Genomic DNA, 23,242 nt, shown 5'->3' on the forward strand with positions numbered 1-23,242 from the left:
TCACGTCGACGGTGCACCGGTGGCGACGACCGCACCTGTACGGTGCCCACGGTTGCGCCGAGCCGACGTAGCGTAACCAGCTGCCCGCCGAACGTGCGGACGGCGCACGGGGCGCCGGCGCGGAGGCACCAGTGACCGGCACGGCCAGCGACGCCACGCCCGGCACCGGCCTCGGCTCGGTAGGGGTCGTCTGCGTGCTGCACGGCGACCCGCCGCTGCCGGAGTGGCTCTCCCAGCTCGCGGCGGTCGTGCCGCTGGTGCTGGTGCTCAACGACCCGGCGCCCGGGCGGTACACCGACCTGCCGCCGGCTCTCCGGACGCTGGTCAACGCCGAACCGGCCGGCTTCGCCGAGAACGTCGACCGGGGGGTCGAAGCGCTGCTGGCGCAGGTCCCCGTCGACGTCCTGCTGAGCCTCAACTTCGACCTGGAACTGGACCTGTCCGTGGTCGGGTCGCTGGTGGCCGCGCTGGCGCGGTCCCCGGAGACCGCCGCCGTCGGCCCCCTGCTGGTCGGCCCCGACGGTCGGCCGGTGTTCAGCGCCGGCCGCCTGCCCCGCGCCCCCCTCGAGTTCCTCCGGGCGGCCGGGTTGCGCCAAGGCCGGCTGCTGCAGCTCCAGCGCCGGCTGCTCCGACGCTCCGCGGCCTGGCGCGGTCGCAACTCCGGATCCGACCAGGGCACGGGAACCGCCGGGGCGGTACGGCTGCTGCCCGAGGGGGAGTACCTGCCATGGACCTGCGTGGCCGTGCGCCGCACGGCCTGGGCGGCGATCGGCCCGCTGGACCGCCGGTTCCGGCTCTACGCCGAGGACATCGACTGGTCGGTGCGGGCGGTGGCGGCGGGCTGGCGGCTGGGCCTGGTCGCCACCGGCACACCGGTGGTCCACGCGGAACGCTGGACCCGCAGCCCGCTCACCGACGCCTGGTACGAGGCCAGCCACACGCGGTTGCACCGCAAGCACGGCTGGACGGCGTGCGGTCGCGCGCAGCGGGCCGGACTGGCGTTGCGCCGGTGGACCCCGCTCCGCTGGACCGCCCCGCTCACCTGGCCTGAGGTCCACCGGTGAGCTCCCCGGCGCTGTCCCGGCGGTTCGTGCTCGGCTACGCGGGGCTGTGGCTGCTCGGGGCCGGGTTCCTCTGGTGGCCCTGGCTGCTGGTCCGGCTGCTCCGCCGCGTCCGCAGCGCGGAGCGGCCGCCCCTGCTGCTGGCCGGGGTCGCCAGCTGCCTGGGGCTGAGCCTGCTGCTCGCCCTGGTGCAGGCACCCCCGGCCGGCCGGGTGCTGGGTGCGGTGCTGAACCTGGTCGTCTGGGTCTGCCTCGTCCTGCTGGTCGCCGCCCGTCCGTCCCGGCCGGAGCTCGCCGAGGCGGCGGCCGGGCTGGTGGGGCTGGCGCTGGTGCAGGGCGTGCTGACGGCGCTGGCCTGGGCGGTCTACCCGCGGGCCCAGGACCTCGTGTTGCCGCTGGGCCGGCTGCTGCCCGATGCGGTGCTCGCCGATCCCAGCATCGCCGCCTTCGCCCGCACCCACCTGGCCTTCCCCGACTACTTCGCGATGCCGGTCATCCGTAGCGCCGGCATCCTCGGCAACCCGACCTGGGGTGGCTCGCTCGCAGCGCTGGGCATCCTGCTGCTGCTGGTCGACCCCTTCCGCCGGCGTCGGCGGAGTGCGCGGACCTGGCTGCTGACCGGCGCGGGGGTGCTGGTCCTCGTCCCGTCGCTGGTGCTGTCCTACTCGCGGAACACCGTGCTGGCGCTGGTGGTCGCGCTGGCCGCCGCCGGGGTGGTGGCACTGCGGCACCGGATGAGCGCGCCCGGCTTCTACGCGGCCGTCTCCCTGGCGACGGCCGCCGCGGGCGCCGTGCTGGTGGCCCTGCCGCTGCCTGCGCTGATCGCGTCGTTGAACGGCACCCGGGCAGGTTCGGCCGAGACCCGCGGGGAGATCTACCGGATCACCCTGGATCGGGTGCTCGCGGCGCCCACGCCGTTGCTGGGGTCGGGTGTGAAGGAACGGGTGCCCGGCCTGGTGGCCAGCCTCGGCAGCCACAGCACCTACCTCGGCCTGCTCTACCGCGGTGGCCTGGTCGCGCTGGTGCTGCTGCTCGTCGTCCTGGCGGCTGCGTCGTGGGCGGCCTGGCGGCGCCGGGACGGCTGGGCGCTCGCGCTCGTCGTGTTCGTCGCGGTGTGGTCGGTGGCCGAGGACCTGGACGTCGGCCACTTCGTGCCGCTGGCCCTGGCCCTGGCCCTCGCCTCGCTGCGGTCACCCGCGCCGTCTCCCCGGGAAGCGGCCCCGGCCGTCCCGGACCGCTTCGACGTCCAGCCGGTGACCACCCCGGAGCCGGCCCTGTCCCGGGCGGTCGGCCGTGGCGGGTGAGCCGGCGGTCGCCGGCGAGGACGTCCGTCCGGGGCGGGAACGGCTGTTCACCCTGCTGGACCAGGGGCTGTCCAGCGTCACCAACTTCGCGCTCTCGCTGGTCGCGGCGCGCGAGCTCGGGGTGGCCGAGCTGGGCGCGTTCGCGGTGGCGGCGGCGACCTACCTGATCGCGCTGGGGCTGGTGCGCGCAGCCTGCGGCGAGACCCTGCTGGTCCGGTACGGCGGTGCCGCGGCCGGGCAGTGGCCGGCTCTGACGCGGGCGTCCACCGGCCTGGCCGCCGGTGCGGGGTGCCTGATCGCGGTGGTGGTGGCGGTGGCCGGGCTGGTGGTGGGTGGCCGCGTGGGTCCCGCACTGCTGGGGCTGGCCGCCACGCTCCCGGCCCTGCTGGTGCAGGACGCCTGGCGGTACTGCTTCCTGGGGCGTGGCCGGGCGGGTGCGGCGGCGGCGCTGGACGGCGTGTGGGCCGTGCTGCTCGTGCCGGCGTTCGCGACGCTGCTGCTCGCCGACCGGGTGAGCGCCGGGTCGTTGCTGCTGGCCTGGGGGCTGGCGGGCGCGGCGTCGCTGCCGGTCGCGCTGGCCGTGGACCGCTCGGTGCCGGACCTGCTCCTCGGCCGGCGGTTCCTGCGCGACAACTCCCAGCTCATCCGGCGGTACTGCCTCGAGTCGCTGACCGGGTTCGGCGCCTACCAGCTGCTCGTGTACGGGCTGGCGGCGCAGTTCGGCCTCGCCCTCGCCGGCGCCCTCCGGTTGGCCACCACGGCACTGAGCCCGGTCAACGTGCTGTTCCAGGGCGCGTACACGATCGCCACGCTGCGCAGCGTCCGGCTCCGGGACCGGGGGAGCGCCGAACACCTGCGCTGGTCGGTCACCGTGGGCGCCGCGCTCGCCGTGGTCGCCGTGGTCTGGACCGCCGTGCTCCTGCTGCTGCCCTCCTCCTGGGTCGTCGGGCTGCTCGGGCCGGAGTGGCCGGAGGTCCGGGGTGTCGTCGCGCTGCTGGGCGTCTGGCTGGTGGCGATCGGGCTCCAGTCGGGAGCCGCCACCGGGCTGCACGGGTTGGCCGACTCCGGCCGGAGCCTGACCGCCCAGCTGCTGTCCGCGCCGGCCCTGCTGGTGCTCGCCTGGGCCGGGGCGGTGCTGGCCGGGGTCACCGGCGTGGCGGTCGGCTACGCCGCAGCCGGCGCCGTCTCCGGGGTCGTCTGGTGGACGCTCTACCGCCGGTCGCTGCGGCAGGGGACACGGGTCGCCTGACCACCGGAGCGTCGCTGTGCGTGGGGGAGTCGGCGGGCGGTCGGTGGTTGTCGCCAGCAACCGGAATGTCACGCTGAGTGACGTCATCGACGTTCCCGGACGGGTGAACGTCAGCGCTGACGGGTGAACCTCGGCGCCGATCCCAAGTTTCGGTGACGGTGCGTTGCGTTGTGTACTGCCGGACCCGTAGCGTCCCGCCGGCATCACACAGCCCGCGCTGACCGACGGTCACCTGCGCCCGCGCTGTGGTCCGTAGCCGGGTCGCCCGGCTGGAACAGAGAAGAGCTCGTCCGTGATCCCAGCTGTCCGCCCGCCCGGCCTGGCCTCCCCGGCCGCCGCGGCTCTCGTGGCCGCCGCCGCCCTGATCGGCAGCCTCGCCGTCGGCGTCCCCTCGGCCTCGGCCGCCACCGGTTCGACCGCCGTGGCCGACTTCGACGGGGACGGCACCAGCGACCTCGGCGTCTTCCGGCCTGCCGAAGGCCGGTTCCTGATCGAGGGTCAGGACGCCACCTGGTGGGGCGGTGAGGGCGACGTCGACGTCTCCGCCGACTACGACGGGAACGGCACCACCGACATCGCGGTGTTCCGCCCGGAGACCGGGCAGTGGTTCGTCGACGGCGGCACCACCTCGTGGTGGGGCGAGGCCGGGGACGTGGCAGTGCCGGCGGACTACGACGGCGACGGTGCGGCCGAGGTCGCGGTGTTCCGCCCCTCGACCGGGCAGTGGTTCGTCGAGGGTGGCGCCAGCACGTACTGGGGCGCCCAGGGTGACGTGGCCGTGCCGGCGGACTACGACGGGAACGGCACCACCGACATCGCGGTGTTCCGCCCCTCGACCGGGCAGTGGTTCGTCGACGGCGGCACCACCTCGTGGTGGGGCGAGGCCGGGGACGTGGCCGTGCCGGCGGACTACGACGGCGACGGTGCGGCCGAGGTCGCGGTGTTCCGCCCCTCGACCGGGCAGTGGTTCGTCGAGGGTGGCCCCAGCACGTACTGGGGTGCCCAGGGTGACGTGGCCGTGCCGGCGGACTACGACGGCGACGGTGCGACCGAGGTCGCGGTGTTCCGCCCGGAGACCGGGCAGTGGTTCGTCCAGGACGGCGCCAGCACGTACTGGGGCGGCGAGGGCGACCTCGCGCTGACCCGCGGCCTGGGCGCCCGCCAGGCGACGGCCACCACGCCGGTGGAGGACACCGAGGCCCCGGCCGCGCCCGCCGACGTCCGCACCGTGCTGGGCGACAGCTCGGTCACGGTCACCTGGGCGGCCCCCGCCGAGGACGACGTCGCCGGCCACTCCGTCCAGCGCACCGAGGCCGGTGGCGAGCCGGTCGTGCTGACCGACGCCCTGGTCGAGGGCACCTCCTTCACCGACTCCACCGCCACGGTCGGGACCCGGTACTCCTACACGGTCACCGCCACCGACACCGCGGGCAACACCTCGGCCGCCTCCGCCGCCGCCGTCGCCACCCCGGTGGACGCCGACGTCGTCGTGGCCGCCGACGGCTCCGCCGACGCCACGACGGTGCAGGCCGGCGTCGACCTGGTGCCGAACAACGCCGACCACCGCGCCGACCCGAAGCTCGTGCTGGTCCAGCCGGGCACCTACGAGGGCCTGGTCACCTCGGGCAACCGCTACGGCGTCACGATCATGGGCGCCACCAGCGACCCCGCCGACACCGTCGTGACCGCCGCCGACGCGGTCAACCCGACCGTCTCGCTGTCCGGTGCCGAGTGGTCGCTGCAGAACCTGACCGTGGCCAACACCAACGGCACCGGCGTGAGCGGCGCGACGGCCACCGCGCTGAAGGTCAACTCCGGTGACAAGGACGTGTTCGACAACGTCGCCTTCCTCGGCAACAAGCAGACCCTGCAGCTGCAGACGGCGAACACCACCACCTACAGCCGGCTCTACTTCACCAACGCCTACGTCGAGGGTGGCCAGGACATGGTCCTGGGCCGCGCGGTCGCCGTCTTCGAGGACAGCACCCTCCACGTGCTCGACCAGCCCGGCGCCGCGATCACCGACTCGGCGATCAGCTCCGAGCACCCGTACGGCTTCCTGATCACCGACAGCGAGATCGTCACCGACGGCGCCGCCGGTTCCATCCACCTGGGCCGTCCCTACCCGGCCAGCGCGATGTCCCAGGCGCAGGTGACGATCCGCGACACCGAGCTCGGCGTGGGGATCAACACCGCCCAGCCCTGGAAGGACTGGAACGCCACCACGCCGTGGACCTCGGCGCGGTTCTCCGAGTACCAGAACACCGGTCCGGGCGCGACGGTCAACGCCAACCGCCCGCAGCTGACCGACGAGCAGGCCGCGCAGTTCACGAAGGCCGCCTACCTCGCCGGCACCGACGGCTGGGCCCCGGTCGGGCAGCAGCTGCCCACCGAGCCGGCCGACACCACCGCCCCCGCGGTCCCCGCCGGGTTCACCGCCACCGCCGGCGACGGCCAGGTGGAGCTGACCTGGACGGCGAACACCGACAGCGACCTCGCCGGCTACGACCTCTACCGGGCCGCGGGCGGCACGGTCGAGGTGACGGCCGCGAACAAGGTGAACACCGAGCTGCTCACCGGCTCCGCCTACACCGACCGCGCGGTGGTCAGCGGCACCGGGTACGCCTACGTGCTCGTCGCCGTCGACGCCGCGGGCAACGCGTCGGCCGCCTCGGCGACCGTCTCGGCCACCCCGACCGGTGCGGTGCTGCCGGCGCACGACCTGCTCGTCGCCCAGGACGGTTCGGGTGACTTCACCACCGTGCAGGCCGCCGTCGACGCCGCCGGCGCCGGCACGGCGGAGGACCCGGTCGTCATCGCGATCGCGCCGGGCACCTACCGCGAGCTGATCAGCATCACCAAGAACGGCGTCTCGCTGCTCGGCACCACCGGCACCGCCACCGACGTCGTGCTCAGCTACGACAACGCCGCCGGCACCACCAACCCGGCGACCGGTTCGGCGTACGGCACCGGCAACAGCCAGAGCGTGCTGGTCAAGGGCAACGACGTCACGATCAGCGACCTGACGATCGAGAACTCCTTCGACGAGGCAGCCTCGACGTTCAAGGACAACCAGGCGGTCGCGCTGAACACCACCGGTGACCGGCTGGTCTTCGACGGGGTGCGCGTGCTGGGCAACCAGGACACCCTGCTGGTCAACTCCGGCGACGCCAACAAGGTCGCCCGGTCCTACTTCGTGGACAGCTACATCGAGGGCGACGTCGACTTCGTCTTCGGCCGGGGCACCGCGGTGTTCGACCGCAGCACGATCCACGCGCTGAGCCGGGGCAGCAGCTCCAACAACGGCTACCTCACCGCCGCGAGCACCGCGGACGACAACCGGTACGGGATCCTGATCACCAACAGCACGGTGACCAGCGACGCCCCGGCGGAGACGTTCTCCCTCGGTCGCCCGTGGCGCGGCTGGAGCGACGACTACACGAAGAACGGCGTGGAGATGCCGAACTCGCGTGGTCAGGTCACCATCCGCGAGACCGAGCTGCCGGCCGCGATCCGGACCAGCCAGCCGTGGGCCGACATGTCCCCGAACCTGTGGACCGACGGTCGCTTCGCCGAGTACGAGAACACCGGCGCCGGTGCGACGGTGAACGACAACCGCCCGCAGCTCACCGTCGCCGAGGCCACCGAGTACACCAAGTGGGACTACCTCGCCGGCAGTGACGGCTGGAACCCCACGGGTGCCGCGGAGCCGGCCACCGGCGACATCACCGCCCCGGCCGCGCCCGCCGGCCTCACCGCCACGGCGACCGCCGACGGCGCGACCGTCAGCTGGGCGGCGAACGGCGAGGCCGACCTGGCCGGCTACCACGTGTACCGCGCCACCGGCACCACGGTCGAGGCCACTGCGGCCAACCGGCTCAGCACCGAGCTCCTGTCGGGCACCAGCTACGCCGACGCGGCGGTCGCACCGGGCGTCCAGTACGCCTACGTGGTCACCGCGGTGGACACGACCGGCAACGAGTCGGTGGCCTCGGCCCCGACGACGGTCACGGCCGCGGGCAAGTCGCTGCCCGAGCACGACCTGCTCGTCTCCGCCGACGGCTCCGGTGACTTCACCACGGTCCAGGCCGCGGTGGACGCGGCCGGCGCCGGCACCGCGGCCGACCCGGTCGTCATCGCGGTGACCCCGGGTGAGTACCGCGAGGTCGTCACGATGTCGCGTGACCACGTGACGCTGATCGGGACCACCGGCAACGCCGCGGACGTCGTGATCGTGGAGGACCACGCGGCCGGGACGCCGAAGCCCGACGGTTCGGGCACCTTCGGCTCCTCCGGCAGCGCGACGGTGCTGATCAAGGGCAGCGACATCACCGTCCGGGACCTCACCTTCGCCAACGACTTCGACGAGGCGTCGTCCACGCTGTCGGCGAAGCAGGCGCTGGCCACCAAGACCCAGGGTGACCGGCTGGTGTTCGACAACGTCCGGTTCCTGGGCGACCAGGACACCCTGATGCTCGACTCGCCCGGCACCGGGGTGCAGGCCCGCTCCTACCTGGTGAACAGCTACGTCGAGGGCGACGTGGACTTCATCTACGGCCGCGGCACCGCGGTGCTCGACCGGACGACGATCTTCGCGTCCACCCGCGGGAGCAGTTCGAACAACGGCTACATCACGGCGAGCAGCCTGGACAAGAGCCTCGACCACGGCATCCTGATCACCGACAGCACGGTGCAGAGCGACGCCCCGGCCGGATCGTTCCACCTGGGCCGCCCGTGGCACCCCGGCGGCGACGTGAACGCCATCGCCCAGGTCGTCGTCCGCGACACCGAGCTGCCCGCGGCGATCAAGTCCGCGCCGTGGACGGACATGAGCGGGTTCTCCTGGACCGAGGCCCGGTTCTTCGAGTACCAGAACACCGGCCCGGGCGCCGGGGTCAACGAGAACCGCCCGCAGCTGACGGCCGCGCAGGCCGAGCAGTACACCAAGTGGGACTACCTGGCCGGATCCGACGGCTGGAACCCCACCGGTGAGCAGGAGCCGCCGCCGTCGGACACCACCGCGCCGGCCGCGCCGGCCGGGCTCACCGCCACGGTGGCGCCGGGTGAGGTGACGCTGGACTGGGCCGACAACGCCGAGTCCGACGCCGCCGGGTACGTCGTCTACCGCGCGCTCAGCGAGACGGGCACCTACGCCCGGCTCACCGGCGAGCCGATCACCGCGTCGACCTACCTGGACACCACCGTCCCGGTCGGCTCGACCGGGTGGTACCGGGTGACCGCGGTCGACGTCACGGGCAACGAGTCCCCGGTGGCCACCGTGAACGCGACGGTGACCGAGGGCAACGGAGAGACCCGCCCGCTGAGCGTCTTCGTCATCGGTGACTCGACCGCGTCGGTGTACCAGGCCAACGAGGGCCCGCGGACCGGCTGGGGCCAGGCGCTGGGGCTGTTCACCACCGAGAACGCCACGGTGGTCGACTACGCCAAGTCCGGGGCGAGCTCGAAGGACTACTTCGACCGCGGCCTGTTCGACCGGACGCTGGCGGAGATCCAGCCGGGTGACTACCTGCTCATCTCCTTCGGGCACAACGACGAGAAGGCCGACGACCCGAGCCGGTACACCGACCCGTACGGCACGTACCAGGAGTACCTGCAGAAGTACATCGACGGGGCCCGGGCCAAGGGTGCGACGCCGGTGCTGGTGACCTCGGTGGAGCGGCGCCGGTTCGACGACGCGGGCGTCGCCAAGACCACCCACGGCGAGTACCCGGCCGCGATGCGGGCGCTGGGCGCGGAGCAGGGCGTGGCGGTGGTCGACCTGACCGCGATGAGCACCGACCTGTGGAACGAGCTGGGGCCGGAGGGGACGAAGGACTACTTCCTCCACGTCGAGCCGGGTGAGTACCCGAACTACCCGGACGGTCGCGCCGACGACACCCACTTCCAGGCGCGGGGGGCGATCGAGCTGGCTCGCATCGTCGCCACGTCCCTGGCCGAGCAGGGCGTGCTGCCCGCGGGTGGCGGCTACTTCCAGCGGCTGGACGGCGCGGTCGCCGACGACGAGATCGTCTGGCCGGCCAAGCGCCCGATCTGACCCGACGGGTCCTTCGTCACCCGCGGGGGTGGGGCGGCAGCTGCCGACCCACCCCCGCGGGTGACATCCCCGGCCGCGCAGGAGCACGGGGGCTCCGCAGCGACTGGTATGGCTGTGCACCACAAGATCGGACGAGGCGAGGACAGCACGTGCGCAGCCCGGACACCCCACCGCTCGGCTCGGTCGTCGACCTCGTCGCCGAGCGCTCCCGCCGTCGCGGCCTGCCGGTCACCCGGCCGGCTCCGGACCCCTCGGCGGACCCCGTCGCCGAGGTCGCGGAGCACCTGGCCCGGCTGCACGACACCCGGCAGCCCGTGGTCACCGTCTCCTGGGTCAACCACCACAGCGCCCTGCGGGTGCTGGACTCGGCACCCGAGGTGCTGGGGCGGCTCACCTACCTCGGTGTGGACGGGCTCCTGCTGCGTCGCCTGCTCGGCGCGGACCTGGTGCCCCGCACGAGTGCGGACCTGGTCCTCCCGGAGCTGCTGGGCCGGCTGCGCGCGCCACGCGTCGCCGTCGTCGGCGGCCGTCCGGAGGACCTGGCGAGCCTGCGGCGCGCGGTGTCCGCGTTGCTGCCCCCGGACGGCGAGCTGGTCGCGGTCCTGGACGGCTACGCGGGCCGGCCGTCCGCGGACGAGCTGGAGGAATGGACGGCCCGGACCCGGCCGACCGTGGTCCTGGCCGGTCTCGGGGCGCCCCTGCAGGACCAGTTCGTCCTCGAGGTCGCCCGCCATCTGTCGCGTGGCCTGGTGCTCACCTGCGGTGGCTTCCTGGACCAGGTGCAGCAGGAGGGCTACTACCCCCGGTGGGCCTACCCGCTCAAGCTCAACTGGCTGGTCCGGCTGGCGCGGGAGCCCCGGCGGATGTGGCGGCGGTACTCTGTCGACGCGGTGGCGGCGTTCCGCGCGCGTTCGGTGCTGCGCGCCGGGGTCCTGGCCGCGCCGGGCTTCCAGCGGCTCCGCTGCTACGCCTGGCCGGACGCCGACCCGTGGGAGCCGGAGGCCAGCACCTCCTGACCGGGCGCCGCGGCGCACCGCCGGACGACGTCAGCGCAGCCGGCGGGCCGTGGCGGCCAGCGTGCCGGCGGTGAGCCGGCCGTCGGCCAGCCCCAGCGCGACGACGTCGTCGAAGACCGCCCCGTCCGCGGCGGCCGCCCGGACGACGCCGTCCATCAGCCTCGGCCAGCGGGACAGCTGCGAGGCGGCGCGCACCGACCGCAGGTGGCCGCCCAGCCGCCGGGCCAGCATCGCCCGGTGCACGGCCCCCGCCCGGTCACCGTGGACGGCCGCGAGCCCGGCGAGCGCGCCGGACAGCACCGCGTAGAAGATGCCCTCGCCGGTCAGCGGGTTGATCAGCGAGCGCGCGTCCCCGGCCAGCAGCACCCGGCCGTCGGGGGTGCGCGGGTGCCCGGTCGACAGCGGCAGCCGGTGCGCGCGCAGCCCCTCGGGCTCGACCCCCGGCAGCAGCCGGTGCAGCCCCGCGACCAGCTCGGCCCGGGTGACCCCGCCCGACACGAGCTCCCCGTACCCGACGTTGGCACGGCCGTCGCCGATCGGGAACGACCAGGCGTAGGCCGGCCAGCGCTGGTCGGTGGTGGTCACCACCTGCACGCCGGCCTGGCCGGGCGGCTCGGGGGCATAGCCGCGGATCGCCACCGCCAGCCGGTCGGCCCGGTTCGGCGGCACCCCCAGCGCCCGCCGGACGGCGGACTCCGCCCCGTCGGCGCCCACCACCACGGACGCCGTCCAGCGTCCGTCGACGTCGACCCGGTCGCCCCGGTCGGTCACCGAGCGCACCGTGTGCCGGGCGAAGCGCACCCCTCCTCCGCACATCCCGCCGGCCAGGACCTGGTCCAGCAGCCGGCCGTCGAGCACCGCGCGCGGCACCACCACCGACGGGCGGCGGGTGGTCCGCTCGACGACGTCCCCGCCGGGCCCGGTCAGCCGCAGCCGCGGCACCCCGGGGAAACCGTCGGTCAGCGCGGCGACGTCCACACCGAGCGCGGCGAGCACGTCCAGCGCCTCGGGGGCCACGCCGTCCCCGCACACCTTGTCCCGGGGGAAGTCCGCCCGGTCGACGACCAGCACGTCGGCGTCCGGCGCCGCCCGTCGGGCCGCCGCGGCGCACGCGGCCCCGGCCGGCCCGCCCCCGACGACCAGGACGTCGACGTGCGGCACGTCAGGCACGGCTCAGGCGGCCGGGACGGGGGTCCACTTGCGGGGCGGGTGCTCGTAGCCCGCGACGAAGGCCAGCAGGCCGGCCGCGTCGTGCACCACCCCGAGCGCGTCGAGCCGGTTCGCCGCCAGGTAGCCGTCGTCGACCATCCGCCGCAGCTGGGCCAGCTGCGGCTGCCAGAAGCCGTCGACGTCGAGGAGCGCGGTCGGCTTGGCGTGCAGCCCGAGCATCCCCCAGGTCCACGCCTCGAAGAGCTCCTCGAGGGTGCCGGCGGCGCCGGGCAGGGCGACGAACGCGTCGGCGAGGCCGGCCATCGCGGCCTTGCGCTCGTGCATCGTCTGCACGACCTCCAGCCGGGGGAGCCCGGGGTGCGCCAGCTCGTCGTCCACCAGGTGCTGGGGGATCACCCCGACCACCTCGCCGCCGGCGGCCAGCGCCGCGTCGGCGACGACGCCCATCAGGCCGACGCGCCCGCCGCCGTAGACGATGCCCACCCCCGAGTCGGCGAGGTCGGTGGCGAAGGCGGCAGCGGCCCGCTGGTGGCTTGGCGGGCCGGCCTGGGAGCCGGTGAAGACGGCGATGCGCACGTACGGACCCTAGGCACCCGGTCCTCCGGGCGCGCGGGCGCGGCCCGCGCTACTGCCGGTTCCACTGCGAACTCCTCGCAACAAGCGAGTTGCCACGCAGCGAACCGGAGTGTTCACCCGAAGTGGCACTCCGTGTCACCCGTTCGTGGGGGACGCCCCGCAGAGTCCCCGCCGACGGATGCGCCACGGACGATGCGGGAGCAGAACATGAGCCACGGTCACGACCACGGTCACCACCACCACCACGATCACGACCACCACCACGGCGACGTCGCCGGCGTCGAGGGCACCTGGGCCGACCCGGCCGCCGACGACCCGCTGTCGGTCTCGCGCCGCGCCTTCCTGGCCACCGCGGCCGCCGTCGCGGGGGCCGCTGCCGCCGTCGGCGGTGGGGTCGCGGGCCTGGGGCAGGGCGTCGCCCGCGCCGCGGAGGCCGGCACCACGACCAACGCCTGGACCGGGCGTTCGCAGTACTACGCCGGTGACCACCACATCCACACCAAGTACTCGCCGGACGCGCAGTACGAGGTCCTCGACCAGGTGATCAAGGGCCGCCAGTACGGCCTGAGCTGGATGGTCATCACCGACCACGGCGGCGTCGCCCACCAGAAGCTCTCGATCGACAAGATCACCCCGGAGATCGAGAAGGTCCGCCGCCAGTACGCGGGCACGTTCATCTACCAGGGCCTGGAGTGGAACATCCCGGGCGCCGAGCACGCCACCGTCATGCTGCCCCCGGGCAGCGCGACCGTCGACATCCTCAAGGCCTTCGAGGCCGGCTACGACGGCAGCGTGCTGTCGTCCCGGGGTGTCACCGGCAACGTCGAGCCCTACGCGATCGAGGCGCTGAAGTACCTGGACAACCAGGTCCGCAACCGGCGCACCGAGATCGCGCTGATGTTCGCCAACCACCCCAGCCGTCAGGGCATCGACAGCCCGCACGAGATGCGCAACTGGCGCGACGCCGCCCCGCAGGTCGCCGTCGGCATGGAGGGCGCCCCCGGGCACCAGGCCGCCGGCATCCCCACCTCGCAGGGTGGCCCCGGCAGCGGCCGCGGCTACTACGACAACGCCGGCCAGCGGGCGGACCGGTTCATCCCCTACCCGCCGGAGTCCTACCGCACCTTCGGTGGCTTCGACTGGATGACCTCCACCGTCGGCGGCATGTGGGACTCGCTGCTGGCCGAGGGCAAGCCCTGGTGGGTCACCGCGACGTCGGACTCGCACCGGGTCTTCCGGGACACCCGCGTCCAGGGGCCGCTGGACTTCAACACCAACGGCACGAAGGGCCCCGCCGTCGACACCGGCCGGCCGATCACCGAGTACGGGGACTTCTGGCCCGGCCAGTACAGCAGCACCCTGGTGGGCTCGGACTCCCGCTCCTACGTCGGCATCATGCAGGGCCTGCAGGCCGGCAAGATCGTCGCGGTGCACGGCCGGCTCATCGAAGCCCTCGACGTGCGGGTCCGTTCGGCGAACCACGGTGACGCGCAGGGCGCCACCCTGGGCGGCCGTACCTGGGTCCGCCGGGGCGGCGACGTCACGGTGACCATCACGGTGAAGGTGGCCGGTGGCGCCAACGCCAACGGCGACGTGCCGAAGCTCGCCAAGGTCGACGTGATCAGCGGCCCGGTCACCGGTGCCGCGAGCGACCGGGACACCTTCACCGCCCCGGAGACCCGCGTGGTGAAGACCTTCGAGGTCGGCACCGGCCGGGCGCAGTGGACCTTCGAGCACACCTTCACGAAGGTGGACCGCTCGTTCTACGTGCGGCTGCGGGGCAGCGACGGCAAGCAGCTCGACGCGAACGGCAACCCGTCGATGGACGTCATCGGCGACGCCAACCCGTGGGAGGACCTCTGGTTCTACGCGAACCCGGTCTTCGTCGACGCCATCTGATGGCAGGCCTCTGGTGGGGCGGGGCGGTCGCGGAGCGTGAACCCGCGGACGCCCACCTGCTGGCGGCCGTCGACCGGGCCCTGTCCGGGTCCGGGGCCGCGGCGGAGCTGGTCTGCACGCACGTGGACCGCTCCGCCGCGGACCCCCGGACCGGGGTGTCGATCCGGCTCTCCGGCCCGCCGGCCGACCCGGCGGCGACCCGGGCCGCGCTCGCCCGTGCACTGGGCGGGCCGGTGCTGGTGGACGCCGACGGGGACGACCCGGACGGCGCTCCGGCCCGGACGGCGCTGGCCGAGGCACCCTCCGCGGTGGCCGGGCGGGTGCTCCGCTTCCCCGGTGCCGACGGCGTCCGGGGGCGGGTGGCGGTGGCCGAGCTGGTCTCCACCACCCCGATCGAGGAGGTCCGGGCGGTGGGCGCGACGGTCGGCCCGGACGACGTCGTGGACGCCGGGCCGAACGGCTTCCTGCGGCCGCAGCTGACCGGTGGGCGGATGACGCTGCTGGTCGAGCGGGCCGTCGGCGGGGTGTTCACGCCGTTCGAGATCGAGAACCCGCACGTCTGCTGCGAGGGCGGGCACTGACCCCCGTTCCGCAGGAATGGCCGTTTCCGCCCTCCCCGAGGGGGGCGGAAATGGCCATTTCTGCCCTCAGGTGACGGGGGTGGCGAAGCCGATCTCCATCGTGGCGATGCACGCCGGGAACGTCTCGAACACCCGCGCCCGCTCGGGTGAGGCGTTGTACCCGGCCTCGACCCGGCGGAACTCGGCCTCGTCGCCGTCGTGCGCGACCGCCCAGGTGAACGTCTCGTGCTCGTGGTCGGCGAGGGCGAACAGCAGCCGGAAGCCGTACTGCTCCCGCACCGGGGTGAGGGTCGGGAACCAGGCCAGGAAGTCGGCCATCCGACCGGGCTCGAGCTGGTAGCGGCGCAGCTGCACGGTCTCCATGCCGCCCATCCTGCGCCGGGCCCGCCGCGGGCCCGGCGCAGGGGCGCCGATCAGGCGGACGGCGGCCCGTAGAACTGCAGGTCGTTGCCCTCGGAGTCCTTGAACGGCGCGATCCGGCCCCACGGGTGGTCGCTGATCCCACCGGTGAACTGGACGCCCTTGTCGCGCAGCGCCGCCACCTCGTCGTCCAGGTCGCCGTCGGGCTGGAAGGTGATGACCGCTCCGCCGTCCGCCGACCGGGCGCTCTCCCGGCCGTTGAGCCCGATCATCACGCCGCCGGCGTCGAACTCGCTCCAGTCCTCGTCGGTCTTGGTCTCGGGCAACCCCAGGGTGTCCCGGTAGAACGCCCGGGCCCGGTCCATGTCCGACACCGGCACCCAGACGCTCGCGACTCCGCTGGCCATGACTCTCCTCTGCTCGATCAGGTGGTGCCCGGCTGGTTCCCCGGACCGCCAGGGGGCAACCGCCGTCCCGGCGCGGCACACTGGCGGGCCCGACCACGACGGCGAGAGGACGGCGGTGCGTTCCGCGACCGACGGCTGGACCACCTGCGCGCTCGGGCACCGGCACTGGGGGCTGGCCGGCGCCGCCGGCCTGCTGGTGCACCGGCCCGGCGTCGACGGCGTCGAGGTGCTGCTGCAGCTGCGCGTGGGCTGGTCGCACCACGGCGGCACCTGGGGCACCCCGGGCGGCGCGCTGCACCCCGCCGAGTCCGCCGCCGACGGCGCGCTGCGGGAGGCGGGGGAGGAGCTGGGGCTGCACCCGGCGGACCTGGTGCTCGGGGCGGAGTCGGTCGACGACCACGGGGGCTGGCGCTACACGACGGTGCTGGCCGCCCCCGCCGGCCCGCTCGACGCCGCGGACCTGGTGCTCAGCGACGAGAGCGCGGGCGTCGGCTGGTTCCGGGTCGCGGCGCTGCCCGACGTGCTGCTGCACCCGGGCCTGGCCGCCTCGCTGCCGGTGCTGCTGCCGCTGCTGGGTTGATCCACCGGGCCGACGTCGCCCGGCTGGACTTCGGCGCCGCCCGGCCGACGTTGACCGGGTGACCGATGCCGTGCCCAGCTCCCGGACCCCGGCCGCCCGCGTCTGGTGGGCGGTCCTCGCCCTCGTGGTCGCCGCCTCGGTGGGCACCGAGCTGGTGCGCGCACTGGCCGACACCGGCAGCGACGCCGGGGTGCTGGCCCGGGTGGTCCGCTTCCTGAGCTGGTTCACCATCCAGTCCAACCTGCTGGTGCTGGCCGCCGCGCTGCCGCTGGTCCGCGACCCGGAGCACGACGGCCGGATCTGGCGGGTGGTGCGGCTGGACGCGCTGCTGGGCATCTCGGTGACCGGGCTGGTGTTCGCCGTCGTGCTGGCGCCCACGACCCACCCGCAGGGGCTCGGCTGGTGGACCAACGCCGGCACGCACTACGTCGTCCCGGTGGTCGCCGTCGTCGGCTGGCTGGTGTTCGGGCCCCGGCCGCGGGTCAGCGGCGCGACGATCGTCGCCGCGCTGGCCTGGCCGCTCGCGTGGATCGCCTACACGCTCGCGCACGGGGCGCTGACCGGCTGGTACCCGTACGGCTTCCTCGACGCCCAGGCCCTGGGCTACGGCACCGCGCTGCGCAACCTCGGCGTCGTCGTGGCGCTGGCGGTGGCGTTCCTGCTGGTCGTCGGCGTGCTGGACCGGCGGCTGCCGGCCACCGGCGGAGAGCGCGTGCCGGTGCCCAGCCGCTGAACGCGGTCCGCCGGCGGCGAGGTCTGCGGTCTCGTGGCCTCCCGGTCCGGGAAGCCACGAGACCGCAGCTGTCGCGGACCCGGCGGGTCAGCGCCGGCTGATGGTCGCGGTGACCAGCCGGTGGTCCCCGAAGACCAGCTGGCGCACCCGCGGATCGTGCGCCCGCACGTCGGGAGAGCCGAGCAGGTGGTCGAACTGCACGCGCGGCGCCGGCGCCGGGTAGGTGTGCTCGGCGACCAGGCGCCGGCCGCCCCACACCCGCGCCGGCAGCGGCCCGATCAGGTTCAGATCGCCGGCCAGCACCACCGGCCCCGGCAGCCCGGCCGCCCAGCGGCGCAGCCGCAGCAGCTGGCGCACCGCCGTGTGCGGGGCGAAGGAGAGGTGGGTGCCGACCACCGTGCACCCGTCGAGCTCCGCGGCGATCGCCAGCCGCGGCTCGTCGGGGAACCACCACAGGCGGTTCCGGCCGGTGCGCGGGTCGGGGGCCTGCAGCGGCAGCCGGGCCCGGCCGGCGCCCAGCGCGTGCACCGACCAGCGCCGCACCGGCAGCCGGCTGAACAGCGCGATCCCGTAGTGCGGGCCGTCGGCGCCGTCGCCGGGCCCGCGCAGCCCGGCCGCCGCCGGTGACCAGCTGCGGAACGGGTCCGGGGTGCCGGCCACCGCGGCGGCGAACCGCCAGTCGGTGGCGCCGAGGGCGGCGGCGACCTCGGCCGGCTGGTCGGTGTGCCGCGAGCGGGGCTGGCCGACGTCGACCTCCTGCACGGCCAGCACGTCGACGTCGACGTCGCCGAGGGCGGCGCGCAGTGCGGCGGGGTCCAGCGAGCTGCCCCGGGCGTCGCGGCCGGAGGCGAGGTTCAGCGTCCCGACCCGCACGGAGGCGACGGTAGCCGGGTGGCAGGCGGCCCGCAGTGGTCGGCCGAGGCGGCGGCGCGGCGCGGCGGATAGGTTCGCCGGGTGAGCGCACGCGAGGACGTCTCGGAGATCTTCGACCCCACGGCGTGGCAGGTGGTCCCCGGCTTCGAGGGCCTGACCGACCTCACCTACCACCGGGCCGTCGACGCCGGCGTCGTCCGGGTGGCCTTCGACCGCCCCGAGGTGCGCAACGCCTTCCGGCCGGAGACGGTCGACCAGCTGCTCGCCGTGCTCGAGCACGCCCGGCTGGCCCGCGACGTCGGCTGCGTGCTGCTCACCGGCAACGGCCCGAGCCCCAAGGACGGCGGCTGGGCGTTCTGCTCCGGTGGCGACCAGCGGGTGCGCGGCCGGTACGGGTACGAGTCCGCCGCGGGGGCGAGCGGCCGGCTGCACGTCCTGGAGGTGCAGCGGCTGATCCGGTTCATGCCCAAGGTCGTCGTCTGCGTGGTGCCCGGCTGGGCGGCCGGCGGCGGGCACAGCCTGCACGTCGTCGCCGACCTCACGCTCGCCAGTGCCGAGCACGCCCGGTTCAAGCAGACCGACGCCGACGTCGGCAGCTTCGACGGGGGCTTCGGCTCGGCCTACCTCGCGCGCCAGGTGGGGCAGAAGTTCGCCCGGGAGATCTTCTTCCTGGGTGACGAGTACTCCGCCGCCGACGCGCACGGCATGGGCATGGTCAACCGGGTGGTGCCGCACGCCGAGCTGGAGGCCACCGCGCTGGACTGGGGGCGGCGGATCGTCGCCAAGAGCCCCACGGCCCAGCGGATGCTGAAGTACTCGTTCAACCTGATCGACGACGGGCTGGTCGGTCAGCAGCTGTTCGCCGGGGAGACCACCCGGCTGGCCTACATGGCCGAGGAGGCCGTCGAGGGGCGCGACGCGTTCCTGGAGAAGCGCGATCCGGACTTCAGCCAGTTCCCCTGGCACGTGTAGACGAGAGGAGCGGACGTGATCGTCGAGGTGATCACCGGTGCCGACGAGGTGCCGGAGGTGCGGGTGGCCGACGTGGAGGACCTGGGGCGGCTGCACCTGGCCCTCGGGGCGCTGACCGACGCCGACGGCGACCGGGCGCTGCGCGCCGCGGGCCTGGGTCGGCTGGAGGACGGCACGGGCTTCCTGGACGTCGCCGCGCTGCGCGCTGCCGCTGAGCGGGAGGCGCGGTCCCCCGACTGGGGTGGTCGTTTCGACGCGATGGTCACGTCCGCGGCGGACGCCGGATGGGCCGCCGACGACGGCGCCAGCCTGCGGGCACACGTCGAGCCGGCCGCCTCCGCCTGAGCGAACGGGCAGGTCAGCGCCTCGCGCACCGGTCGGCGACACGGCCGGGCGAGGCGCCGCGGGGCGCTCCGGCGAGCGCTGGACCGGCTCCGGGCGGTCTCGATTCGGAACCTGTGATTTCAATGTGGGTGCGCGCGGTTGTTGTGGTCACTCCACTTTCTTGGGCACGATTGCACGGTGACGACCACAGACGCGCCTCCCCGCCCTGCCGGCGCACGCCCGCCGGGGCGCCCGCTGTCGACGGAACTGTCCGAGCAACTGGTCGCGGTGGCGGTCGACATCCTGGCCGACGAGGGCTGGGGGCGGCTCAACAGCGACCGCGTCGCCGCCCGTGCGCGCGCCGGGAAGGCCGGCATCTACCGCCGCTGGCCCACCATGGCCGCGCTCGCCCGGCACGCCCTGAGCACCGGCACCCTGGTGCAGCTGCCCGCCGACGCCGGTTCGCTGCGGGCCGACCTGTGTGCGCTGCTGACCCCGTGGACCCGCCCGCTGGAGCGGATGGAGCGCGCCGCGGCGAGCCTCGTCGGCCCCGCCCGGCACGACGCGGACCTCCGCGCCGGCCTGGAGGAGTCGCTGGTGCGCCCGCTGGCCGCCGTCGTCCGGGAGCTCGCCGCCCGGGAGGCCGCCCGTGGGCGTGAGCTGCCGCACGAGCGGGTCGCCCTGCTCGGGTCGGTGCTGCAGGCCCTGTGGTGGCAGCGCTACAGCGCCTTCGGCAGCGAGCCGATCCGGGTGCCCGAGGTCGAGGCGCTGGTCGCGGACGTGCTGATGCCGATCGTCGAGCCGGGCGGCACCACAGCCTGAGACCGGCGGCCTGAGACCGGCGGCCTGGGACCGGCGGCCCACCGGCCGCCGGTCAGGCCTCGGCCGCGCCGTCGGCCAGACGTCCGGCCAGCGTCCGCAGGCACTCCTCGAGGGCGCCGAGCGTGGCCTCGGTGTGCCTGCGCACCTCCGCCTGCTCGGCCTCGTCCGCCGGTTCGGCCAGCACCAGCCGGCGGTGCTCGAGCACGAGCACCCGCCCGGCGACCATGAACAGCGCTCCGGTCAGCTCGCTGAGGAACTGCGTGGTCACCGGCGAGAGCGGCGTCCCGTCGGCCGTGGTGGCCGCGAGCAGCTCGCCGGCCACCAGCTGCCAGGCCTGCTCGACCAGTGAGCGCTCCCGCGCCTGCAGGCTGGGGCTCTGCGCCAGCGCCTCCAGGTAGCTGCGGTTCTCCGGCCGCGTCTCCTGCTCCAGCAGGGCGGTCAGGTCGGCCTGCAGGTAGGCCCGCAGCGCCGCCGTCGGGTCCTGCCCGCCCGCCCGCTGCGCCACCGACTCGGCGGTCCCCTCCACCCACGGCGTCCGGCCGTCGAAGAAGAGGTCCTCCTTCGTCGGGAAGTGGTTGAACACCGTCTGCACGGCGACGTCGGCGGCGGCAGCGACGTCGGCGATGGTCACGCCGTCGAAGCCGCGCTCGGCGAACAGCCGCTGCGCGACGCTGCGGATCTCGGCCCGGGTCTGCGCCTTGCGCAGCTCCCGTCGGCCCCCCGTGGCCTCGGTCACGGCACTCAATCTAGGTGCCCACCGCCGTTCGCGGTGGTAGCGGTCTCACCCCGGGGGTGGCGTGCCGCCGGCGACGGTGCGCAGCCGGTCGAGCGACGGCGACCAGTCCGCCCGCACCGCCGTCGCCCAGGACCGCACCAGCGTGGGCAGGTCGACCACGTCCAGGTCGGCGGCGAGGTCGGCGATGGTCGTCGTCCAGTGGGCGGGCGGGGTGATCCCGGCCGGCGCGTCGGTGACCTCCCCGGGGGCCGGGAGCCGGCCGTGCTCGAGCACCAGGCGCAGCCGTACCGGGGCGCCTGCCTGCTCGCCGGGGACCAGGTGCTGGGCGTCGTAGGCGGCGGTGGCCAGCTGCAGCAGGGCGGCGGCCCGGGGGTCCTGCGCCGACTCGTCACGCAGTCCGCGGACGGTGACCGCGAACAGCGCCGCGCACCCGGCCGAGGCGCCGGGGTGCCGGAGGGGCAGGCCGGGGACGACCGCGAGCACCGCACCGCACCCGGGGCAGGCCGCCGTCTCGGCCGGGCCGGCCGGGTCATGGACGGCTGCGCGGGGGTCGACGGGGCTCACGCCGACCGATCGTGCCCCACGGTGGTGCGGAACGCGGAGCGTGGGTGAGATGGGGCGCGAATGGGCAGGCCCCGGGCATGCCTGAACCAACGATCGCCGTCCTGGACGTCGACGGGACCCTCGTCGACTCGAACTACCAGCACGCCCTCGCCTGGTACCGGGCGTTGCGCGCCCAGGGTGAGGTCTACCCGGTGTGGCGGCTGCACCGGCTGATCGGGATGGGCGGGGACCAGCTGGTGACCGCGCTCGGCGGGGAGGAGCTGGAGCGCCGCGTCGGCGACGCGGCCCGGGACCGCCAGAGCGAGGAGGTCGACGGGGTGATCGACGAGATGGCGCCGCTGCCCGGGGCCCGCGACCTGCTGGTGTCGATCAAGGAGCGGGGCCACCGGCTGGTGCTCGCCAGCTCCGGCAAGCAGCGCCACGTGGACGCCTTCCTGGACCTGCTGGACGCCCGGGACCTCGCCGACGACTGGACCTCCAGCTCCGACGTCGAGAACTCCAAGCCCGCGCCGGACCTGCTCCAGGTGGCGCTGCAGAAGATCGGCGCCGACCCCGGCGCGTCGGCGGTGATGGTCGGCGACTCGGTGTGGGACGTCGAGGCGGCGAAGCAGGCGGGGATGCCGGCGATCGTGGTCCGCTCCGGCGGCTTCGGGGACGACGAGCTGCGGGACGCCGGCGCGGTCGGGATCTACGACACCCCCGGCGACCTCGCCGCGGCCCTGGACGACACCCCGCTCGCCTAGCTCCTCCGGCTCAGCTCCTCCGGCTCAGCTCCTCCGGCTCAGCTCCTCCGGCTCAGCCGACGACGCCGGCGCTGTGCGCGGTGTACTCCGGCACCGCGCACAGCGGCGGGCGCTCGTCGGTGGCGACGGTGGTGCTGCTGGGCACGAAGCGCTCGCCGTCGTGCTGGAACTGGGTGAGCAGGCCGCCGGGCTCCAGCCCGCTGCGCTCGGCGCGGGCCAGCAGGGTGGAGACGATCTGCCCGGCCATCCGGCCCAGCGCCGCGTCGGTCTGGTGCGAGTGCTGGCGGGTGCCCAGGTCGACCTGGGCGAGCCCGTTGAGGCCGCAGACGCCGAGCAGGTCGACCAGCAGCCCCACCTCGACGCCGTAGCCGGAGACGAACGGCACCCGCTCCAGGGCGCTGCGCCGTCCGGCGTACTCCCCGCCCAGTGGCTGCACGAACCCGGCCAGCTCCGGCCACAGGGCGTTGAGCAGCGGGCGAGCGGTGAGCTCGGTGACCCGGCCCCCGCCGGCGGGGCGGTGCTCGCCGTCGACGGTCAGCGGCCGGGTGTAGCAGCCCTTGACGTAGTCGACGCGCGGGTCGGTGAGCAGCGGGATGAGCAGCCCCGGCACGTAGTGGCTGACGTCGCCGAGCAGGTCGGAGTCCATGAAGACGACGAGGTCGCCGGAGGTGGCGGCCACGCCCTTCCACAGCGCCTCGCCCTTGCCGCGGCGGTTGCCGTGCGCGGGCAGCACGTCGGCGGCGGCGACGACGTCGGCACCGGCGGCGCGGGCGACGTCGGCGGTCGCGTCGGTGGAGTCGGAGTCGATGACGACCAGCTCGTCGACCAGGGGGATGCCGTGCACCCAGCGGTCGGCGAGATCTCGCACCAGGGTGCCGACGGTCGCCTCCTCGTCCCGGGCGGGCAGGACGACGCTCACGCGGTGCCCGCCGCGGCGCTTGGCCAGCAGGAGGGCGTCGACGTCGATCTCGGCCAGCGAGGTGGCCGACGTGGTGCGGTGCTCGAACCAGGCCCGGGCGTCAGGTCGCATCCGCCCACTGTCGGGCACGGCCTCACCCCCTGCACGTCAACAGGGCGTCGTTCACGTGAACTTCACGCACCCCCGCCGTCCAGGGTGACGGGCGGCGTCGACGGCAGCAACAACGGTCGGTCGTCCGGTGTGCGGCGCGCGACACCGCAGTCTCTCCGCCAAGATGCCCATCTCGGCGAACGGGTGC

At 74.7% G+C, this 23,242-nt stretch carries 21 protein-coding genes; 13 read left to right on the forward strand and 8 right to left on the reverse strand.

The window, feature by feature from the left end:
- Nucleotides 1-131: 131 nt before the first annotated feature.
- The 5 genes from JD78_RS19105 (at nt 132) to JD78_RS19140 (ending at nt 10,685) form a co-directional block, all read left to right on the forward strand.
- Nucleotides 132-1,064 carry a glycosyltransferase family 2 protein gene (locus tag JD78_RS19105; protein ID WP_153359233.1) on the forward strand — a complete coding sequence of 311 codons (933 nt, stop codon included), beginning with the start codon at nt 132-134 and terminating at the stop codon, nt 1,062-1,064.
- Nucleotides 1,061-2,365 carry an O-antigen ligase family protein gene (locus JD78_RS19110; RefSeq protein WP_153359235.1) on the forward strand — a complete coding sequence of 435 codons (1,305 nt, stop codon included), beginning with the start codon at nt 1,061-1,063 and terminating at the stop codon, nt 2,363-2,365. Before JD78_RS19105 ends, JD78_RS19110 begins: the two co-directional genes overlap by 4 nt.
- Complete coding sequence (locus JD78_RS19115; RefSeq protein ID WP_153359237.1) at nt 2,355-3,614, forward strand: MATE family efflux transporter; 1,260 nt, start codon at nt 2,355-2,357, stop codon at nt 3,612-3,614. Before JD78_RS19110 ends, JD78_RS19115 begins: the two co-directional genes overlap by 11 nt.
- A 292-nt stretch (nt 3,615-3,906) precedes the next feature.
- Nucleotides 3,907-9,669: a pectinesterase family protein gene (locus tag JD78_RS21815; RefSeq protein WP_208104157.1), complete on the forward strand. Its 5,763-nt coding sequence runs from the start codon at nt 3,907-3,909 to the stop codon at nt 9,667-9,669.
- A gap of 149 nt (nt 9,670-9,818) precedes the next feature.
- The gene (locus JD78_RS19140) at nt 9,819-10,685 is read left to right on the forward strand and encodes a WecB/TagA/CpsF family glycosyltransferase (RefSeq protein WP_166521314.1); all 867 of its coding nucleotides are present in this window, start codon (nt 9,819-9,821) and stop codon (nt 10,683-10,685) included.
- Between the two features lie 30 nt (nt 10,686-10,715).
- Here JD78_RS19140 and JD78_RS19145 read toward each other — a convergent pair whose 3' ends face one another.
- Together JD78_RS19145 and JD78_RS19150 are read right to left on the reverse strand one after the other, a co-directional pair.
- On the reverse strand, nt 10,716-11,855 hold the full coding sequence (locus JD78_RS19145; RefSeq protein ID WP_228395082.1) for an NAD(P)/FAD-dependent oxidoreductase: 1,140 nt from the start codon (nt 11,853-11,855) through the stop codon (nt 10,716-10,718).
- A 3-nt stretch (nt 11,856-11,858) separates the two neighbouring features.
- Nucleotides 11,859-12,431, reverse strand: a complete 573-nt coding sequence (locus tag JD78_RS19150; RefSeq protein WP_153359239.1) for an LOG family protein — start codon at nt 12,429-12,431, stop codon at nt 11,859-11,861.
- A gap of 207 nt (nt 12,432-12,638) precedes the next feature.
- Here JD78_RS19150 and JD78_RS19155 point away from each other — a divergent pair, with 207 nt between their 5' ends.
- On the forward strand, nt 12,639-14,330 hold the full coding sequence (locus tag JD78_RS19155; protein ID WP_153359241.1) for a PHP domain-containing protein: 1,692 nt from the start codon (nt 12,639-12,641) through the stop codon (nt 14,328-14,330).
- Nucleotides 14,330-14,911, forward strand: a complete 582-nt coding sequence (locus JD78_RS19160) for a hypothetical protein (protein ID WP_153359243.1) — start codon at nt 14,330-14,332, stop codon at nt 14,909-14,911. The genes JD78_RS19155 and JD78_RS19160 overlap by 1 nt, the downstream gene beginning before the upstream one ends.
- Nucleotides 14,912-14,977: 66 nt before the next feature.
- Here JD78_RS19160 and JD78_RS19165 read toward each other — a convergent pair whose 3' ends face one another.
- Complete coding sequence (locus JD78_RS19165; RefSeq protein ID WP_153359245.1) at nt 14,978-15,274, reverse strand: NIPSNAP family protein; 297 nt, start codon at nt 15,272-15,274, stop codon at nt 14,978-14,980.
- Between the two features lie 50 nt (nt 15,275-15,324).
- The gene (locus JD78_RS19170; protein ID WP_153359247.1) at nt 15,325-15,678 is read right to left on the reverse strand and encodes a VOC family protein; all 354 of its coding nucleotides are present in this window, start codon (nt 15,676-15,678) and stop codon (nt 15,325-15,327) included.
- A gap of 115 nt (nt 15,679-15,793) precedes the next feature.
- Between JD78_RS19170 and JD78_RS19175 the strand changes: the two genes are divergently transcribed.
- Together JD78_RS19175 and JD78_RS19180 are read left to right on the forward strand one after the other, a co-directional pair.
- Entirely contained in the window at nt 15,794-16,258 is a 465-nt protein-coding gene (locus tag JD78_RS19175) for an NUDIX domain-containing protein (protein ID WP_228395083.1), read from the forward strand.
- Between the two features lie 58 nt (nt 16,259-16,316).
- Nucleotides 16,317-16,991, forward strand: a complete 675-nt coding sequence (locus JD78_RS19180; RefSeq protein WP_208104158.1) for a Pr6Pr family membrane protein — start codon at nt 16,317-16,319, stop codon at nt 16,989-16,991.
- 87 nt (nt 16,992-17,078) lie between these two features.
- Here JD78_RS19180 and JD78_RS19185 read toward each other — a convergent pair whose 3' ends face one another.
- Nucleotides 17,079-17,864, reverse strand: coding sequence for an endonuclease/exonuclease/phosphatase family protein (locus tag JD78_RS19185; protein ID WP_153359251.1), 786 nt, complete (start codon nt 17,862-17,864; stop codon nt 17,079-17,081).
- An 81-nt stretch (nt 17,865-17,945) separates the two neighbouring features.
- Here JD78_RS19185 and JD78_RS19190 point away from each other — a divergent pair, with 81 nt between their 5' ends.
- The 3 genes from JD78_RS19190 to JD78_RS19200 all read left to right on the forward strand — a co-directional run bounded on the left by JD78_RS19190 (nt 17,946) and on the right by JD78_RS19200 (nt 19,982).
- Nucleotides 17,946-18,836 carry a 1,4-dihydroxy-2-naphthoyl-CoA synthase gene (locus JD78_RS19190; protein ID WP_153359253.1) on the forward strand — a complete coding sequence of 297 codons (891 nt, stop codon included), beginning with the start codon at nt 17,946-17,948 and terminating at the stop codon, nt 18,834-18,836.
- A gap of 15 nt (nt 18,837-18,851) precedes the next feature.
- Nucleotides 18,852-19,181 carry a hypothetical protein gene (locus tag JD78_RS19195; protein ID WP_153359255.1) on the forward strand — a complete coding sequence of 110 codons (330 nt, stop codon included), beginning with the start codon at nt 18,852-18,854 and terminating at the stop codon, nt 19,179-19,181.
- Between the two features lie 177 nt (nt 19,182-19,358).
- Nucleotides 19,359-19,982 (forward strand): TetR-like C-terminal domain-containing protein, encoded by a 624-nt coding sequence (locus JD78_RS19200; protein ID WP_228395084.1) that lies wholly within the window; start codon nt 19,359-19,361, stop codon nt 19,980-19,982.
- A 52-nt stretch (nt 19,983-20,034) separates the two neighbouring features.
- Here JD78_RS19200 and JD78_RS19205 read toward each other — a convergent pair whose 3' ends face one another.
- The gene (locus JD78_RS19205) at nt 20,035-20,718 is read right to left on the reverse strand and encodes a TetR/AcrR family transcriptional regulator (protein WP_166521315.1); all 684 of its coding nucleotides are present in this window, start codon (nt 20,716-20,718) and stop codon (nt 20,035-20,037) included.
- Between the two features lie 45 nt (nt 20,719-20,763).
- The gene (locus tag JD78_RS19210) at nt 20,764-21,282 is read right to left on the reverse strand and encodes a DUF5946 family protein (RefSeq protein WP_153359267.1); all 519 of its coding nucleotides are present in this window, start codon (nt 21,280-21,282) and stop codon (nt 20,764-20,766) included.
- Nucleotides 21,283-21,359: 77 nt separating this feature from the next.
- Between JD78_RS19210 and JD78_RS19215 the strand changes: the two genes are divergently transcribed.
- Complete coding sequence (locus JD78_RS19215; RefSeq protein WP_153359269.1) at nt 21,360-22,025, forward strand: HAD family hydrolase; 666 nt, start codon at nt 21,360-21,362, stop codon at nt 22,023-22,025.
- 52 nt (nt 22,026-22,077) lie between these two features.
- Here the strand turns inward: JD78_RS19215 and JD78_RS19220 are convergent, their stop codons facing one another.
- Nucleotides 22,078-23,055, reverse strand: coding sequence for a glucosyl-3-phosphoglycerate synthase (locus tag JD78_RS19220; protein ID WP_153359271.1), 978 nt, complete (start codon nt 23,053-23,055; stop codon nt 22,078-22,080).
- Between the last annotated feature and the right edge of the window lie 187 nt (nt 23,056-23,242).

The organism is Modestobacter roseus, assembly GCF_007994135.1.
GTDB lineage: Bacteria > Actinomycetota > Actinomycetes > Mycobacteriales > Geodermatophilaceae > Modestobacter > Modestobacter roseus.